Below are 14,389 nucleotides of genomic sequence, written 5' to 3'. Positions count from 1 at the left end.
GCCTTATTTACTATGTGTTATAAATTCATCTTTAACAAATGATAAAAAAATGTACAAATGAAAACTCTGTAGAGATAGGACTTCTATATAAGGAGATGAAAAAGATAGAATCTTCATTTTTTAAAGATATTCTTCTTTAGTATTTCTTTGTAAAAGTGCAGCGATGCCTTCTTTAATATCGAGATTCTCATATAACACGCGATAGATACCCGTGGTTATTGGCATATCGATTTTATGATGTTTGGCAATTTGGTATGCTGAAAGGGCAGTATAGGCACCTTCAACAACCATGCCGATTTCTGCTTTTGCCTTCTCAAGAGTCATCCCTTGAGCTATCAGTTTCCCGAATTTTGTATTTCTACTTAATGAAGAAAAGCACGTTGTGCAGAGATCCCCAAGACCTGCTAAACCATTCAGAGTATCAGGACGGCAGTCCATAATCGTTGCAAATTTTCGTATTTCATGAAGTCCTCGAGTAACTAATCCTGATTTGGCATTGTCTCCAAAATGGAATCCATCAGAAATTCCACAAGCAATTGCTATGATATTTTTTAAAGCTCCGCCGAGAGCCACACCTTTAAGATCACTATTAGGATACACTCGGAATGTTGGAGTTAGGAAAGCATTATGTATTTTTTTCAAGGTATCTGGATTATACGCGCTAATCACTACGGAACATGGACAGCCTTTAAGAACTTCTCTAGCTATAGAAGGCCCACTAAGATAACCAAGATATTTCGAAGCATCTTTACCAAAAATTTCTACAACAATCTCACTAAGTAATAATCCCGTATGTTGTTCGATACCTTTTGAAGTAATGACAAAAGGCACATTGAGATCTGTGATTGTTTTTAGCTGTTCAGATACGGGACGTATGCCTGCTGAGGATACTCCTTCAACAATCATAGAAGCTCCTTCCACAGCTTCTGCCATATCTGTAGTGAAGGACAGATTAGGATGAATAGGAATATCAGGAGCTTGGGGATGACGTTGTTCTATTTGTAGCTGAGCAATCAATTCAGGATTGCGAGCCCATCCAACAACGGCATAACCCTTATTTGCTAATAATGATGCGAGACAAAATCCCCAAATGCCCATACCTAGGTAGGCAATTTTTTCTTTCATGAGGCCTCAAAAAACGGTTCCTCGAAAAATGCTTTATTCTCCCAATGCAGGGAAGTAGAGGTTGAAGGATAATAGAAATCGGCTTCTAATTCAAATGCTGTGTTTGGAGAAAGTTTTTTCCCGGTCACTTTATGGAAAATTTGACGTTCTCTAGCAGAAAGAGCTTCTCGAACAGTTGCTGGACTGTGATTGCCTTCGAGATTTTTTAATGGTGCGAAGCATTCTTGACGTGGGTAGACAAGAGTTTGACAACGTTCGCTATAACAAAATAGATCAAAGATAAATTCTTCGAATTTCCAAGAATTTTTCTCAGAGGAATAGAGTCCTAATTGTTTTGCATGTTTATGAGCTTTATAAAGAGGAAGTTCACGTAGAGCTGCGTGTGCGATGAAGTCCATAGACAGACAATATAATCCAATATTAGCTAGGCAATACTTTAAAGTGCTATCTTGATTTGTGGCAAAACGTTCGTTTTGAGGTATTTCGGAATACTCAATAACTGAGGTTTTCCCCGAATCATTAGACTGTACTAAGATGCCAACATCTTCAATGGCCGTTTGTCGTGAAGTAGCTTTAATAGTTACTTCGTTATTTTCCATCCCGTGGAATCCACAAAGTTCTACATCAAAAGGTAGAGCTAAAGGATTATCAATAGGAATAACGCTAACCATTTCGATTCCCGCTTTCTTCCATTTTTCCCAAAGTCCTGAGGTATATAGAAGAGTTGCCAGGCAACCATTGCCATTGGGCCCTAAGGATAAGGTATCAGTGTCTTCTAGAAAGAGATCTCCTGATAAGGATAATAAAGGCCAAAGTGGTTGACAGAAAAAGTCAACTTGATTGGGATCAAGATGGAAATAATCATTAGATTCGAAGTAGGAACGCGTCTGACGATTATTTAACGGAGATGTCATAAAAGCTAAAGGTAGAGGCTGATTTGCAAGTTTACTTGCTGCACAGACTTTTTCAGCAACAAGCTGAAAGAGAGGCTTTTTTTTGATAGGAGATACGGGGAAAAGCCCTTTAGGACCGTCACATTTTAATCTAGATCCTTGTCCACCAGCAAGAACCACACAAGCCACTTTCTTTTCCTTTAGAAGATTTGTTCCTATTTTTGTTCTTTCGGAATCTTCTCCAGAAGAAGCGAAAGAAGTTAAAGGATGAAAATCTTTTAAGATAGATCTTGGAGAAGTGATGAGCTGACGTTGTTTATGGAAAAGCTCAACATTTATGGAAGAAATTTGATAGTAAAGGCGTTGTTGTTGTTTTTGAGAAAGGGACGACCATGAATCTAATAAATGCTCTTGATTAATAGATTTAAGTTTTTCTGTTAGTGAAGACATTTCCACGACAGACGGAAAGATTACAGAGTCGGTCATTACAGTTAGCCTTGCGTTCCTATCTCTTGATGTTAGAATACTTATTATTCTTGATCTTTTCGATGATTTTTCTACGGTTAATTAATTCTAGTAGTTTATTTTGATGCTCTTGTAGACGCTTACAGGAGATATTGTGTTGTTTATAAATAGATACTTGTAATGTTTGCAAGTGTTCTAAAAGCGAATTGTAATGTTCTATATTGTTGCGGTATAAAAACCTCTCCTTCCTGATTTTAGAAATCACCGTCATCTGGTCTTTTATACTTACGAGCTCTTGAGATAGATAATACTTTTTACTTTTAAAGTGTCGTACTTTTAATAAAGACTGATAAATTTTTATTTTCGATAGAGTAGAAAGGCTAGTTAATTTTTTACTCAAGATTTACCAATGCCTCCAACTCTTTTAAGGTGTTTTCTAGCTGAGAGTAACTTGATAATGGCTGGGAAAGGAAACTTTTTATACTGGGAAGGATTTTTACGGCATCATCCAGATCTTTATCTTGTCCTGGGGTGTAAGCTCCTAGTTGAATAATATCCAAAGCCTCTTGGTATGTTTTTAATAAGGCACGAAGTTTTTCCGCAGCTGCATAATGATGAGGAAGAGTAAGTTTTTTCGCTGATCTCGATAGACTAAGAAGAATATCAATAGGAGGTGAAGCTAGAGCTTTTCCTTGGTTGGTAAGGAAGAAATGCCCATCTAAGAGGGATTTTAGGTAATCTGTAAAGATGTCCGGATGATTAGGATAATGTAAGATAGCGTATAAGGCGGTTATAGAACCTCGATCATTATTCCCTGCGCGTTCTGTAAATTCTGATACATGATGAAAAACAGAAGCTGCGTATTGGTGAGCAGCTAGGATTTCACCGGTCGCTAGGGCAACCTCTTGAAGGGCGGCTATCCATCTTGATAAAGAATCCATAATGAATAAAACGTCATGACCTTGATCTCGGAAATATTCTGCTATTGTCATAGCAGCACGTCCTGAAATTACCTTTGTTGGTGCTGTTTCATGAGCAGGAGAAGCAACAATAATAGTTCGGTGTTGTTTCAATCCTGAAGCGTGCTGCTCTATGTATTCACGTACTTCTCTACCCCGTTCTCCGATAAGAGCAATGATATTAATTGTGGATTTTGATCCTGAAGCTATTGCAGATAATAGTGAAGATTTTCCACTTCCTGGTTCTGAGAATACTCCGATGCGTTGTCCTTTCCCTAAGGTTAAAAAAGCGTCGATAGCTTTAATGCCTGTAGGAAAAATCTCTTGAATAGGCTGTCGGGACATGGGAGATGGAGGAGGAGCGATCAAAGGTTTTATATGTGTTTTTGGTAGATTTTCTTTATTGTCTAACGGATTTCCGAAACCATCAATCACACGACCAAGAAGGTGATCAGAAAGATGTAGTGATGGAGGACGACGTAGAGGAAGAACTTCAGCACCCAAAGCGACATAGTGCATAGGAGATAGCGACATTAATAATGTTGTCTGGTTATGGAAACCAATAACTTCAGCAAGGAGATCAGGATATTTTGGCGTGCAAATATGACAAAGTTCACCAAGGCATGCCGATAGTCCTTGAACTTCCAAGAGATTTCCTGAGACTCTAGAGAGAAGTCCACACGTGCGGTAAGGCTGCCAATATTGAAGTTGGGATTTTTCGTAATTTAGATGTGTCATGCAGTTAAAACAGAAAGCAAATGATCTAATTCTTCTCCAATTTCTTGTCTTAGGATTCCTGAGGGAACCTCCATTTTGTAGCTGGATTTTTTGCAAGATGTGTCAGGGAGAAACTCCGCATGTTTAATCATGGGGACTTCATGCGTTGCTATCCAATCATTAAGTTTCTTATGATCTTCGGGATGAAGGAAGATCTTTATGGGAGATAAAGATCGCAAAGATGTATGTTGTTGTAGAGCAGAGGAAATTAAAAGTGCCAGCTCTTCAACATTGTCTAATTTCTTATAGAGGAATTTCTCACAGGTTAAGATAGCGAGTTCTACAAGATCGGGTTTCAGTTGTTGAGGAACCTTCTCTATTTCAGAAAGCATGCGAATCGATAATTTTCGAAATATCTGAATTAAAGATAGAAGTTCTTGAAAGGCTTTATCATATCCTGAGGTTTCTCCTTCTGAAAAGCCTTGGGAGAATCCTTCGTCCCAGTCTTTATTTCTTTCTGGGGAATCTCCAGTATCTGAAAGCGAACCAGGGGATTGAGACAGTGTCACAAGATATACCTAATTCCTAATGTTTATAATTTCAGTACTTGGTGTTTTACATCTTCAGGCAAATGATTGAAGATCTCATCGGCTTTGTTAGGATCCAAATACGAGAGAATCAACCTAATTTTTTCGGGAGATTCTTTTTGTAGTATCTCTACCAGCTTTGTAATATTTATGCCCTGTTTTATTTTTTTTGATTCTACAGGAATGCGCTCATAAGCGTAAAAAGCAAGGTAAAAGCTTGCCAAAGCAATAATTCCTAAACTAGAAAGTAGAATAGTCCCTCCAACGAGCAATTTATAAGAGAGACGATCTTTCTGTATTGTTTGTGAAAAAGGAAATTTTTCGATGACAATAGCATGGGTGTTTCCGCAGATTTTCTTTAGATGATCTTCGGCATGAATTAGAAAAGCTTCTCTTTTTTCTTTTGGGAATTTTGCTAAATACTTCTCATTAATTGTTAGCTGCACAGTAGGAGAGTTTTTTGTTGCTAGATAGGCAAGAGAAAAATGTTCCTTAGGGAAAATTTTTCCTAAGTAACCTTCGCACGCAGATAATAATAGAGAGTTAGTAGGAAACTCCCCAGGAGAGTAGATATTCCCCAGATTATCCGATAGGGTAATATGTTCTTTGTTTAATCCAGGAATGCTACTGGATAGATAGTCCGTGATAGAAAGTAACAGAGATGATGAGAATACTTCGTTTTTATGAGACGAAAGAATAACTGAAACTTGGGGAACAATATTAGGATCATCTTCCGTAGGCAAAGATAGAGCTACAGTGGCATTTGCTACTGATTGAAACATTGTAAGATCTCTTTCTATCTGTTCTTTTTTTGCTAAGGATTCTAGTAATTTCGGATTTCCTACTTGGCTAAGCTTAAACCAACCTGTAGTTTTTTTTGCAGGTGGCTCAGAAAAATCAGGAGATTTGGAAGCATTTTTTCCAAAAAAGAGGGCACTTCCTAAAGCTGTAGAAACAACTAAAAGGCCTAAAGGAGAGATGCCTAACGAAGCAGCTTTCTTTTTTAGGAATTGAAAAAACACAACAATCCTCAAGAAAAAATAATGAAATAATCATAGAGTTATTAACATTTCATCATTCTTTATCAAAAGATATGAATTATTGACAATTCACGAACTATAAAAGTTAATTAGTTTCGTCAGAGTATTGAGACATAGAAAAATCTAAAGATGCCTCATTTACTTTAATTTGCAATTCAGAATAAACATAGGCGCGTAAGAGTTCGCCTATAGAATTCAATGTAGACCCTATAGCAGAAAAACATCCAGAACAATTTCCTGCATAGGCAATTGTTACAATATTCTCCTCTAGCTTTTCAATAAGCACGCTGCCGCCATCGAGAGCTACATAAGGTGATATTTTATCCTCAGTGATTGTTCTTAAGGCATGTAATTGTGATTCTATAGATAGGCTTTCCCAAGCTTCTTTAGTATAGGGATTAGCATCTTCAATCTCTGAAGGTAAAAAGGATTCTTTTAGGGGTAGGGAACCATCTTCAAGGGGGATTTCCATACATTGTTCAGCAGCGATATCTAAAGCATCAATGACACAGTGATATAAAGCTGAATTATTGTCTGGAAGAGCGGGTTTGTTAGGATGGGAACGTAGCTCAGTATCGATGTTATTAACAGTTAAGTTATAAGCTTGAGCATAAGTTTTGCCAATAACTAGGTTGCATGTTGTTTCTGCAAGTACGAGTAGAAAAGGGTGTCCAAAATATTGGAATTTTGCGTCGATAATTTTTCCATTTATCTTATCTATCAGCCAATAAAATATCACATAATTGCCCATAAGCCTATGGCCTTGACTGCCGATAATCAGATTAGCTCCTTTTGCTTCAGCATTTTCTGCTGAAAATGTTCCGCCGCAATAAAATTTATGAAATTTCTTCATAACTTTTGGGGATACATTTGCCCAAGAGGCTACAGGTTGAAATGGAATTGTCATACTGAGCTCGCAATTGCAGATTGAAGGTGAGCGCTACCCTCTTGGATAGCACGTCCTAAAGTTGTAAATTGTTCATCTTTCGTTCTCTCTGTAAAAGAAAAATGTAGAGCGCTGTGACAGAGAAAAGGCGATACCCCACAATTTTGTAGTATTTGAGACAGAGGTTGGAAACGCTCATAGCCAAGTCCTGGATAGATACCTTGCTGATGTAGGAAGAATGCTAAACTTTCAGCAGGAATATCTCCTATAGAGGCAATCATTACATTAGGAAGTTTATTTTCTAATTCTGGGAAAAGAAACTGGACGTCGGAGCAGGCTGCTTGAAGTTCTTTAGTAAGCTTATTTCTTAAATTGATTGAAGATAAGATTAATGAAGAAAAAGAGGATAGGCGTTCCTGGCACGCTGTCTTCATGGCTGCTACCGAACCCAAACATAAGGTTCCTGGAGAATACGTAGGCAGCCATAAATTAAAAAACTTGCTTAGGGATTTTTTAATAAACATGCCTCCGATATTTCCAATTCCTCCTAAAGCTAAAGAAGAAAATGTAAGAATATCGGCATCGAGCATTTCTGGAGTGATTACTGCACGTCCTAAAATATCACAAAGGTCCAAATGTAGAACGACACCACGATCTTTACATAAGGGTTGTAGAGATTCTATAGGTTCAATGAACCCTGTCATACCGTTAGCAGCAGATAATGAAAAGAGTAGGGTGCGTGGTGTTAGTGCCTCTGTAAGTTCTTCTGGAGAAAGTCTTCCTGAAGAGTTTATTGTTACCCAATCATAAGTAGTTCTTAATCCTTGCCGGTGGCAAATAGCATCAATATTATATTGCTGCTCATGAGAGGAGACTAAAAGATGATTCCTCCCTTGAAAAAAGGTAAGGTTTTCCAATAAAGCAGCTACGATAATTGCAGCAGCATGGGGAAAATGAGGAAGAAAGTGAAATGTATGGGTTTCTTCAGAGCAACCAACAAGCGTACGAGCAACCTCTTCAGTTTCATTAAGCAACTTCATTGCTGACGAAGGTGTTAAAGAGAAGGGATCAGCATAAGCATCCAAACCCTTTCGCACTGAAACTGAAGGAGGTATTGCTTGTTGATTGTTTAACCAAATGGTTCTGGATGTCGTTCGAATGTGTGGCCGGTCCATAAATATACTATGGGTTTTCCTGTAGGTAACTCTAAAGAGAGTACCTCTTCTTCACTTAATTTTTCTATATCCATAATAAGTGAACGTAACGAATTTCCATGAGCAGAAATAAACACATTTTTTGAATTCTTCAATAAAGGGAAGATGTTTTCTTCAAAATAGGGAACGGTACGTTGCCCGGTATCATAGAGACTTTCACCGTTGGGGGGTGCTGTTTTATAGCTTCGTCTCCATAATTTGACTTGTTCTTCACCAAATTTCTCAGCAGTTTCTTTTTTATTTTTCCCTTGAAGTTCTCCATACATTCTTTCGTTTAACGCGCTAGAACGATAAAGAGGAATCATATTCTTTTCTTCATCACTATAGATCCCACTCATCTGTTTCTGTTGCTCATCATCATGAATAATATAAGGAATTTTTTTAGAATTGTGGTTTGTCATTGCAAGCAATGCCGTCATCAAACTTCTAACGAGAGAAGAAGTGAAGATACAGTCTATCGGGAAGTCTTTTATTGCCTGACCTGCAAGAATAGCTTCGTCGATTCCTTTTTGACTTAGAGGGATATCTACCCATCCTGTAAAAAGATTTTTTTCATTCCAGACGGATTTTCCGTGTCGTAATAAGATGAGAAAAGCCATGATTTCCTGAGTAGTGGATTAAGAAAACTAGCATAGGAACAAAAAAACTTTTGTCTAGAAGAAAGATCTTTTCCATGACAATATTTTTTTATAACAAAGAACAGTGGACCTCTATTGTCACTCTTGGGCACAATATATGTCTCGAATGGAGAATATTATGGCAAAGGTTCGTCTCAATAAGTTTTTAGCTTCTTCTGGTGTTGCATCACGCAGGAAGTGTGATGAGATTATTTTTTCAGGGCATGTAACTGTAAATGGTCGTGTGGCTCCTGGCCCTTTTGTGACGGTAGATGAAGAAATGGATACTGTGAAGGTAGATGGTCAGCGCGTAGGTATGACTAAGAAAGTATATTTCATGGTGCATAAACCTTTGGGATACCTATGTTCTTCGGAGAAAAAATTCCCAGGAGATAAACTGGTTATCGATTTGTTTTCCCATCTTCCTTATCGGGTATTTACTGTCGGGAGGTTAGATAAGGAAACTTCTGGATTGATTTTAGTAACGAATGATGGAGAATTTTCTAATAAGATTATCCATCCTTCTTTTGGAATTACCAAAGAATATTTACTTAAGGTAAACCGCGAAATTACTGCGAAAAATCTTGAAGATCTTATGGAAGGGACTGTTATTGATGGTAAGAGAATTCGTCCTGTTTCTGTTGAGAAGATTCGTCGGGGTACAATCAAAATTATTGTAAATGAAGGGAAAAAACATGAGATCCGTTTGTTTGCAGAAGCTGTGGGGTTGCCTATTTTAGAGCTTACACGTATTCGTATAGGAAGCTTTGTTCTTGGAGGTCTTCGTTATGGGGAATATCGTGAGCTTACCGATGCTGAGATTCTTACGTATATGTAGCGCTCTGTTGCTTTTTTATCACTGGTGAGCCATATGCAACCCATGGCAGGATTAGTCTTTGTAGTTATTTTTAGCGTATTATTCGGCGCTTTTCTTGGGGCATATTGTCAGCTATATTATCTCGTAAAGAATATTATGCTTTCTTGGGAGTGTTTGCTTTCTCATGCAATAGCAAAACGTCAGGCGTTACTTTCTCTTTCAGTAAATTTTGCTTCACCACGATTATCTCAGGAAGCAGAGTTTTTAACGCAGCATCATAAGATGTCTTGGAGAAAGTTTTTAAAACATGGTTACGATATTCTTTTTGCATTTCAAGAAATGGAAAAAACTCTTCCTAAACTTGTCCATCAGATTTTAGAATCTATAGGAGAACATCATGAATGTGAGGCTATTGTTTGCTCTCTAGAGGATTTTTGGGCTAGGGATAATTTATTTGCCTTTGAGACCGCTGCCTACGAGCAGGCTGTTGAAAAATATCTAAAGCAGCGATCAAGTCCGTCGTTGTGGATAGCCTCTAAACTGTTTCGTTTTCTTGATCTACCTAGGATCTATTTCTCTCGCTAGGATTTTTGAGAATCTTTGCAGGATACTTTTTTTTACATGTTCAATAAGCTTCTCACGAATTTCTTCAAGATCTACAGTGTGATTTAATAGTATTGAAAGCGATGTTGCTGGTTGGTCTATAAAAGCAAGTTCTTCTTTTTTAGTATTACCATTTATCCCTATCCCTAAAATAATTCCTAAATTGCCTTGCACAGGAATAGTTTCACTAAGAATGCCACAGAGTTTTTCTTCATTTACTAAAACATCATTTGGCCATTTTATAGTTCCATTAGGAATGCCCAAATTTTGGATGAGAGCCAGAACAGCTTCTGTTCCTAAACGGAATAATTGGCTAACATCAATATCTAAGTCAGTAATGAAAAAGCATAACGATATGGTAAGGTCTTTATTCGACGAAAGCCAAGTTTTATTAAATTTACCCTTCCCAGCTGTTTGCTTTTGAGTGGAAATAACAGTAAGGACATAGGGATTCCATAGATGTATAAGCTGTTTTGCTGTTTCATTTGTGGAAGGAGTTTCTGCTATTTCATAATAAATAACTTTCATTGGAAGTATCCCACTCTTAAGCTATAAAGAGCATTATGAGAAACGCTAGATATTTCAGCTATGTCAATTCTTGGGTGTTTATTGTCATTATTTTATTAATGATGATTAGCGTAGTTGTTATTTCTTCTATGGACCCCTCTACCATCCTAGTCACATCATCCAAGGGGTTATTCACGAATAAAAGCATCATGCAAATTCGTCATTTTGCTTTGGGATGGCTAGCTTTTTCTTTATGTATGTATCTTGATTACCATAGATTAAGAAGCTGGGCGTGGGTTCTCTATATTCTTATGCTTTTGAGCCTTGTAGGTTTATTTTTTGTCCCCACAGTACAAAATGTTCATAGATGGTATAGAATTTCTTTTATTGGTTTGAGTGTCCAACCTTCTGAGTATGCCAAGCTTATTGTTGTAATCATGCTTAGCTATACACTAGATGTGCGCAAATCAGTAATTTCTTCAAAGACCACAGCTCTACTTGCTTGTATTATTGTTGGTATTCCCTTTTTGCTTATTTTTAAAGAGCCAGATTTAGGAACCGCCCTGGTGCTATGTCCTGTTGCCTTGGCAATTTTTTATTTAGGGAATATCCATCCTTTATTTGTGAAAATTTGTGCAACAATTGCAGGTTTAAGCATGTTCTGCTCTTTGCTGATTTTCTCAGGAATAATTTCTCACGAGAAGGTTAAGCCTTATGCACTAAAGGTGATTAAAGAATACCAATACGAAAGGCTAAGCCCTTCTAATCATCATCAACGTGCGTCTTTAATTTCTATTGGCTTAGGTGGTGTTAAAGGTCGTGGATGGAAGTCTGGGGAATTTGCTGGTAGAGGATGGTTGCCTTACGGTTATACAGATTCAGTATTTTCTGCTTTAGGAGAAGAGTTCGGTTTGATTGGCCTATTTTTTGCCTTATGGATGTTTTACTGTCTCATTTGTTTTGGTTGCCGAACTGTAGCTGTGGCTGTTGATGATTTCGGTAGATTATTAGCTGCAGGAATTACCGTGCATATTTCTATGCACGTGTTAATTAATATTAGCATGATGTGTGGCTTGATGCCTATTACCGGAGTCCCCTTAGTCTTAGTGTCTTACGGAGGGTCTTCAGTGATTTCTACAATGGCATCTTTAGGAATTTTACAAAGTATCTATAGTCGTAGATTCTCAAAATACTAAAAGCTTACTTTAGCAGCCGTAAGGCGTTAAGCCCAACCACAATGGTGCTGCCCTCATGGAGAATTACAGCAAGCCATAAAGGAATAATTCCTAGTGAGGCAGGCCATGAAACAAGAAGGATAATCGCTAAGGCTAAGCCTAAGTTTTGTGTGACGATTTTTCGCGTCTTCTTTGCTTTTCTTATGATCCACGGTAATAGGGAAATTGCATCATGGAGAAGAACAATATCGGCAGCTTCTATCGCTGCGGCGCTTCCCGCTTCTCCCATAGCAACACCAACTGTTGCTTGTGCGAGAGCGGGGGCATCGTTAATACCATCACCAACCATAAGGATATGGCGTTTCTTGGCGAGTTCGCGTACTTTTTCTAATTTATCATCTGGAGATAGATCAGAAAAGACTTCAGAAATCCCTAAGAGCTTCGCAGTATTTTCTGCACTAATTTGATGGTCTCCTGTGAGCATGCTAATAGGATAACCTTCATCTCTAAGTTCTCTCACAATTTTCCCAGCATCAGGACGGGGAGTATCTTTAAAATAAAATAATGCGCAGCTTCCTTGTAAATAAGCTAGTGAACATATTTCTCCGCGTTGTCTGGCAGTATGTACACGCTCTTCTAGTTCCTGAACGTACTCTTGAGGGACTTTTTGTAGAGCTGTATCGACTCTTCCTACAAACGCCTCTTGACCTTGGAAAATACCCCGAACCCCTTTACCAGGAATCATACAATATTCTTCAGCAGGGAGAGAAGAAACATTATTCTTTATAAGATAGGCAGCAATTGCTTGTGCAATAGGATGCATAGAAGATTGTTCTAAAGCTAAAATAGCAGGGAAGAAATTGGGATTTTTTTGTCCGAAATTATCACAACCAATACAAGTAAGCTCTCCTGTGGTTAGTGTTCCTGTTTTATCCATAACAATAGAATTACAAGAAGCTAAGCGATCTAAGACGACACCGCCTTTAAGAAGGACTCCATGTTTTGCACAGGCATTTACTGCACTTAGATAGGCAATCGGAATAGCAATAATTAATGCACAGGGAGATGCTGCAATGAGAAATGCTAAGGCACGATAAAAAGCACTATTTGGTCCTAAGAAAGGAATAGAGGTAAATAGAGGAACCAAAACAGCTATAGATGACGAAATACCGAAGATTGTTAATGCATAGGCTGAAGAATATTTATCTAAACGTTGTTGTAAACGAGGTTTGGATTTCTGTGCTTGAATAACTAGATTAATAATATGGGCAATTGTTGAGTCTGCACCTGTCTTTAAAACCTTCAGATCAAAACTACCTTCAAGATTATGTGCTCCCGCGGGAACTATGGAGCCCATCTGACAAGACTTAGGAATTTTTTCTCCAGTAAGATGCATAAGATTAATAGAAGAGGAACCGTGAATAATTTCTCCATCTAAGGGAACGATCTCACCACTTTTGACTCGGATAATATCACCAACTTGAACTTGACTTACTGGCGTTTTTTCTAAGTTCCCATCTTCACCAACTATCCAGGCAATAGTGGGTGCTAAATGTTTCAGAGAAGCTAGTGTGCTCTTTGCTTTCCCTGATACCATTTGTCCAAGGGCTTCAGAAATGGCAAATAAAACAAGAAGTAAAGACCCTTCTAAGGCCCCGCCAATGAAAATAGAGCCGAAGGCCGCTGAGGTCATTAAAATATCAATATTCACAGTCTTATTGCGGATATCATCTAAAGACTTTATCAGAGCTGGGGTTCCAGCAAGAAAAAACGTAAAAACAACAAATAAATTAGAAATATCAACAATGCGAAACCAATAAAAAGCTAACGCACACAGATATGTTCCTAAAGAAATACATGCAGACTTTAAAGAAAGGTTGCGACTCAACAACCGATTCTTTTGGGATAACATGGGGCTATTATCTTCTGTCATGCCTGATTCAAAAAAATTGTTTAATATTTCTGGTGAAAATGGTGTAGAGAATAATTGTGAAAACACTACGATACCTGGGCTCTATAAAAATTTTACACAAGTGCAAACGATGCTTATGGAGGTAATAAAAATACCTAAAACCCACACAACCTCTGTGATCACATCATTTCCTAATATTTTTGCTTTGGTAGCAGAGAGTATGGTGATGAGTGCTCCGGATAATACACCTGCTACTGTATAACTAGAACAGAGAACTAGTGGTAAGAAGAGAATTAAACCGATAAGTCCTCCAAGTATACGTGTCCCCCCTTGTTTTAAAGGATGCGGGAAGTTCTCGATAGAAATATGAAGTTCTTCGCGGATCATAGTATCAAGAAGGAGAGTAGAATCAGAACTGACATAATCTACCATTTCTTCAAGAAGGGGTGATTTGAACCCTTGATTTTTAAAAATAACATTGAGTTCTAAAAGTTCTTGTTCGGGATGTTTTTCTATTTCCTCTTTTTCCTGAAGCATAAAACGATGGGAAAGCTCCATGTAAGACCAGGCTTTTTTTGCTTTCAGGCAGCCTCGATAAAAAATCCATCCCAATCCTAGTGAAAATAGAACCTCTGTTTGTGTTCCTTGAGAAATAGGAAGAAGAAAGGCAAGTGTTCTGATAAAAAATAGGAAGATACCTGTAGATAAGGCATCACTTGCTAGATGATAGAAAAAGCCTTTTATTGTTGTATGAGGTTCGCCAATACAAACTCCATGTTGATCTCTAACAGTCTTAAGATGCTCTTCAGGAGTTGTGTTTTTGAAATGGTGATAATCGGTCTTCATCAATCTTATCCATGCGGTATATAGTT

14 protein-coding genes are annotated in these 14,389 nt (G+C 37.9%); 3 read left to right on the top strand and 11 right to left on the bottom strand.

The genetic code is table 11. The annotated features are described in order from the left end of the window. Positions 1 to 120 precede the first annotated feature (120 nt). The 8 genes from C10C_RS04625 to C10C_RS04590 all read right to left on the bottom strand — a co-directional run bounded on the left by C10C_RS04625 (position 121) and on the right by C10C_RS04590 (position 8,485). A complete protein-coding gene (locus tag C10C_RS04625) occupies positions 121 to 1,125 on the bottom strand; it encodes an NAD(P)H-dependent glycerol-3-phosphate dehydrogenase (protein WP_117274651.1) in 1,005 nt (334 codons plus the stop codon). Further along, positions 1,122 to 2,504 carry a UTP--glucose-1-phosphate uridylyltransferase gene (locus C10C_RS04620; RefSeq protein ID WP_117274650.1) on the bottom strand — a complete coding sequence of 461 codons (1,383 nt, stop codon included), beginning with the start codon at positions 2,502 to 2,504 and terminating at the stop codon, positions 1,122 to 1,124. Before C10C_RS04620 ends, C10C_RS04625 begins: the two co-directional genes overlap by 4 nt. 371 nt (positions 2,505 to 2,875) lie before the next feature. Next, positions 2,876 to 4,180, bottom strand: a complete 1,305-nt coding sequence (locus tag C10C_RS04615; protein ID WP_117274648.1) for a FliI/YscN family ATPase — start codon at positions 4,178 to 4,180, stop codon at positions 2,876 to 2,878. Further along, complete coding sequence (locus C10C_RS04610; RefSeq protein WP_174222247.1) at positions 4,177 to 4,722, bottom strand: FliH/SctL family protein; 546 nt, start codon at positions 4,720 to 4,722, stop codon at positions 4,177 to 4,179. The genes C10C_RS04615 and C10C_RS04610 overlap by 4 nt, the downstream gene beginning before the upstream one ends. Positions 4,723 to 4,751: 29 nt before the next feature. Continuing rightward, positions 4,752 to 5,768, bottom strand: a complete 1,017-nt coding sequence (locus C10C_RS04605; RefSeq protein WP_117274646.1) for a type III secretion system protein — start codon at positions 5,766 to 5,768, stop codon at positions 4,752 to 4,754. Between the two features lie 103 nt (positions 5,769 to 5,871). Further along, positions 5,872 to 6,693, bottom strand: a complete 822-nt coding sequence (locus C10C_RS04600) for a NifU family protein (RefSeq protein WP_117274645.1) — start codon at positions 6,691 to 6,693, stop codon at positions 5,872 to 5,874. Further along, positions 6,690 to 7,847, bottom strand: coding sequence for an aminotransferase class V-fold PLP-dependent enzyme (locus tag C10C_RS04595; protein WP_117274644.1), 1,158 nt, complete (start codon positions 7,845 to 7,847; stop codon positions 6,690 to 6,692). The genes C10C_RS04600 and C10C_RS04595 overlap by 4 nt, the downstream gene beginning before the upstream one ends. After that, positions 7,802 to 8,485 carry a 2,3-bisphosphoglycerate-dependent phosphoglycerate mutase gene (locus tag C10C_RS04590; RefSeq protein WP_117274643.1) on the bottom strand — a complete coding sequence of 228 codons (684 nt, stop codon included), beginning with the start codon at positions 8,483 to 8,485 and terminating at the stop codon, positions 7,802 to 7,804. Before C10C_RS04590 ends, C10C_RS04595 begins: the two co-directional genes overlap by 46 nt. 157 nt (positions 8,486 to 8,642) lie before the next feature. Between C10C_RS04590 and C10C_RS04585 the strand changes: the two genes are divergently transcribed. After that, positions 8,643 to 9,341, top strand: coding sequence for a pseudouridine synthase (locus C10C_RS04585; protein WP_117274788.1), 699 nt, complete (start codon positions 8,643 to 8,645; stop codon positions 9,339 to 9,341). 42 nt (positions 9,342 to 9,383) lie between these two features. Then, positions 9,384 to 9,905: a hypothetical protein gene (locus C10C_RS04580; RefSeq protein WP_117274642.1), complete on the top strand. Its 522-nt coding sequence runs from the start codon at positions 9,384 to 9,386 to the stop codon at positions 9,903 to 9,905. On the opposite strand, the gene C10C_RS04575 is transcribed toward C10C_RS04580, so the two are convergent. Beyond that, positions 9,879 to 10,451 (bottom strand): biotin--[acetyl-CoA-carboxylase] ligase, encoded by a 573-nt coding sequence (locus C10C_RS04575; protein ID WP_117274641.1) that lies wholly within the window; start codon positions 10,449 to 10,451, stop codon positions 9,879 to 9,881. The two genes, C10C_RS04580 and C10C_RS04575, sit on opposite strands and share 27 nt — an antisense overlap. A gap of 35 nt (positions 10,452 to 10,486) precedes the next feature. On the opposite strand from C10C_RS04575, the gene C10C_RS04570 reads away from it, so the two are divergent. Beyond that, positions 10,487 to 11,626 carry an FtsW/RodA/SpoVE family cell cycle protein gene (locus tag C10C_RS04570; protein WP_117274640.1) on the top strand — a complete coding sequence of 380 codons (1,140 nt, stop codon included), beginning with the start codon at positions 10,487 to 10,489 and terminating at the stop codon, positions 11,624 to 11,626. 4 nt (positions 11,627 to 11,630) lie between these two features. Here C10C_RS04570 and C10C_RS04565 read toward each other — a convergent pair whose 3' ends face one another. Then, complete coding sequence (locus C10C_RS04565; protein WP_117274639.1) at positions 11,631 to 13,604, bottom strand: cation-translocating P-type ATPase; 1,974 nt, start codon at positions 13,602 to 13,604, stop codon at positions 11,631 to 11,633. Positions 13,605 to 13,619: 15 nt separating this feature from the next. After that, positions 13,620 to 14,363 carry a VIT1/CCC1 transporter family protein gene (locus C10C_RS04560; RefSeq protein WP_117274638.1) on the bottom strand — a complete coding sequence of 248 codons (744 nt, stop codon included), beginning with the start codon at positions 14,361 to 14,363 and terminating at the stop codon, positions 13,620 to 13,622. Positions 14,364 to 14,389 lie beyond the last annotated feature (26 nt).

The sequence above is a fragment of the Chlamydia poikilotherma genome (assembly GCF_900239975.1).
GTDB lineage: Bacteria > Chlamydiota > Chlamydiia > Chlamydiales > Chlamydiaceae > Chlamydia > Chlamydia poikilotherma.
Note: the sequence above shows the minus strand (reverse complement) of the source record. Positions and strands in the feature narration are given on the sequence as shown.

Coding starts and splice junctions, on each gene's coding strand:
- C10C_RS04575 (WP_117274641.1), bottom strand. CDS start 10,451: ATGAAAGTTATTTATTATGAAATAGCAGAAACTCCTTCCACAAATGAA.
- C10C_RS04615 (WP_117274648.1), bottom strand. CDS start 4,180: ATGACACATCTAAATTACGAAAAATCCCAACTTCAATATTGGCAGCCT.
- C10C_RS04590 (WP_117274643.1), bottom strand. CDS start 8,485: ATGGCTTTTCTCATCTTATTACGACACGGAAAATCCGTCTGGAATGAA.
- C10C_RS04580 (WP_117274642.1), top strand. CDS start 9,384: ATGGCAGGATTAGTCTTTGTAGTTATTTTTAGCGTATTATTCGGCGCT.
- C10C_RS04585 (WP_117274788.1), top strand. CDS start 8,643: ATGGCAAAGGTTCGTCTCAATAAGTTTTTAGCTTCTTCTGGTGTTGCA.
- C10C_RS04570 (WP_117274640.1), top strand. CDS start 10,487: ATGAGAAACGCTAGATATTTCAGCTATGTCAATTCTTGGGTGTTTATT.
- C10C_RS04560 (WP_117274638.1), bottom strand. CDS start 14,363: ATGAAGACCGATTATCACCATTTCAAAAACACAACTCCTGAAGAGCAT.
- C10C_RS04625 (WP_117274651.1), bottom strand. CDS start 1,125: ATGAAAGAAAAAATTGCCTACCTAGGTATGGGCATTTGGGGATTTTGT.
- C10C_RS04620 (WP_117274650.1), bottom strand. CDS start 2,504: ATGACCGACTCTGTAATCTTTCCGTCTGTCGTGGAAATGTCTTCACTA.
- C10C_RS04600 (WP_117274645.1), bottom strand. CDS start 6,693: ATGACAATTCCATTTCAACCTGTAGCCTCTTGGGCAAATGTATCCCCA.
- C10C_RS04595 (WP_117274644.1), bottom strand. CDS start 7,847: ATGGACCGGCCACACATTCGAACGACATCCAGAACCATTTGGTTAAAC.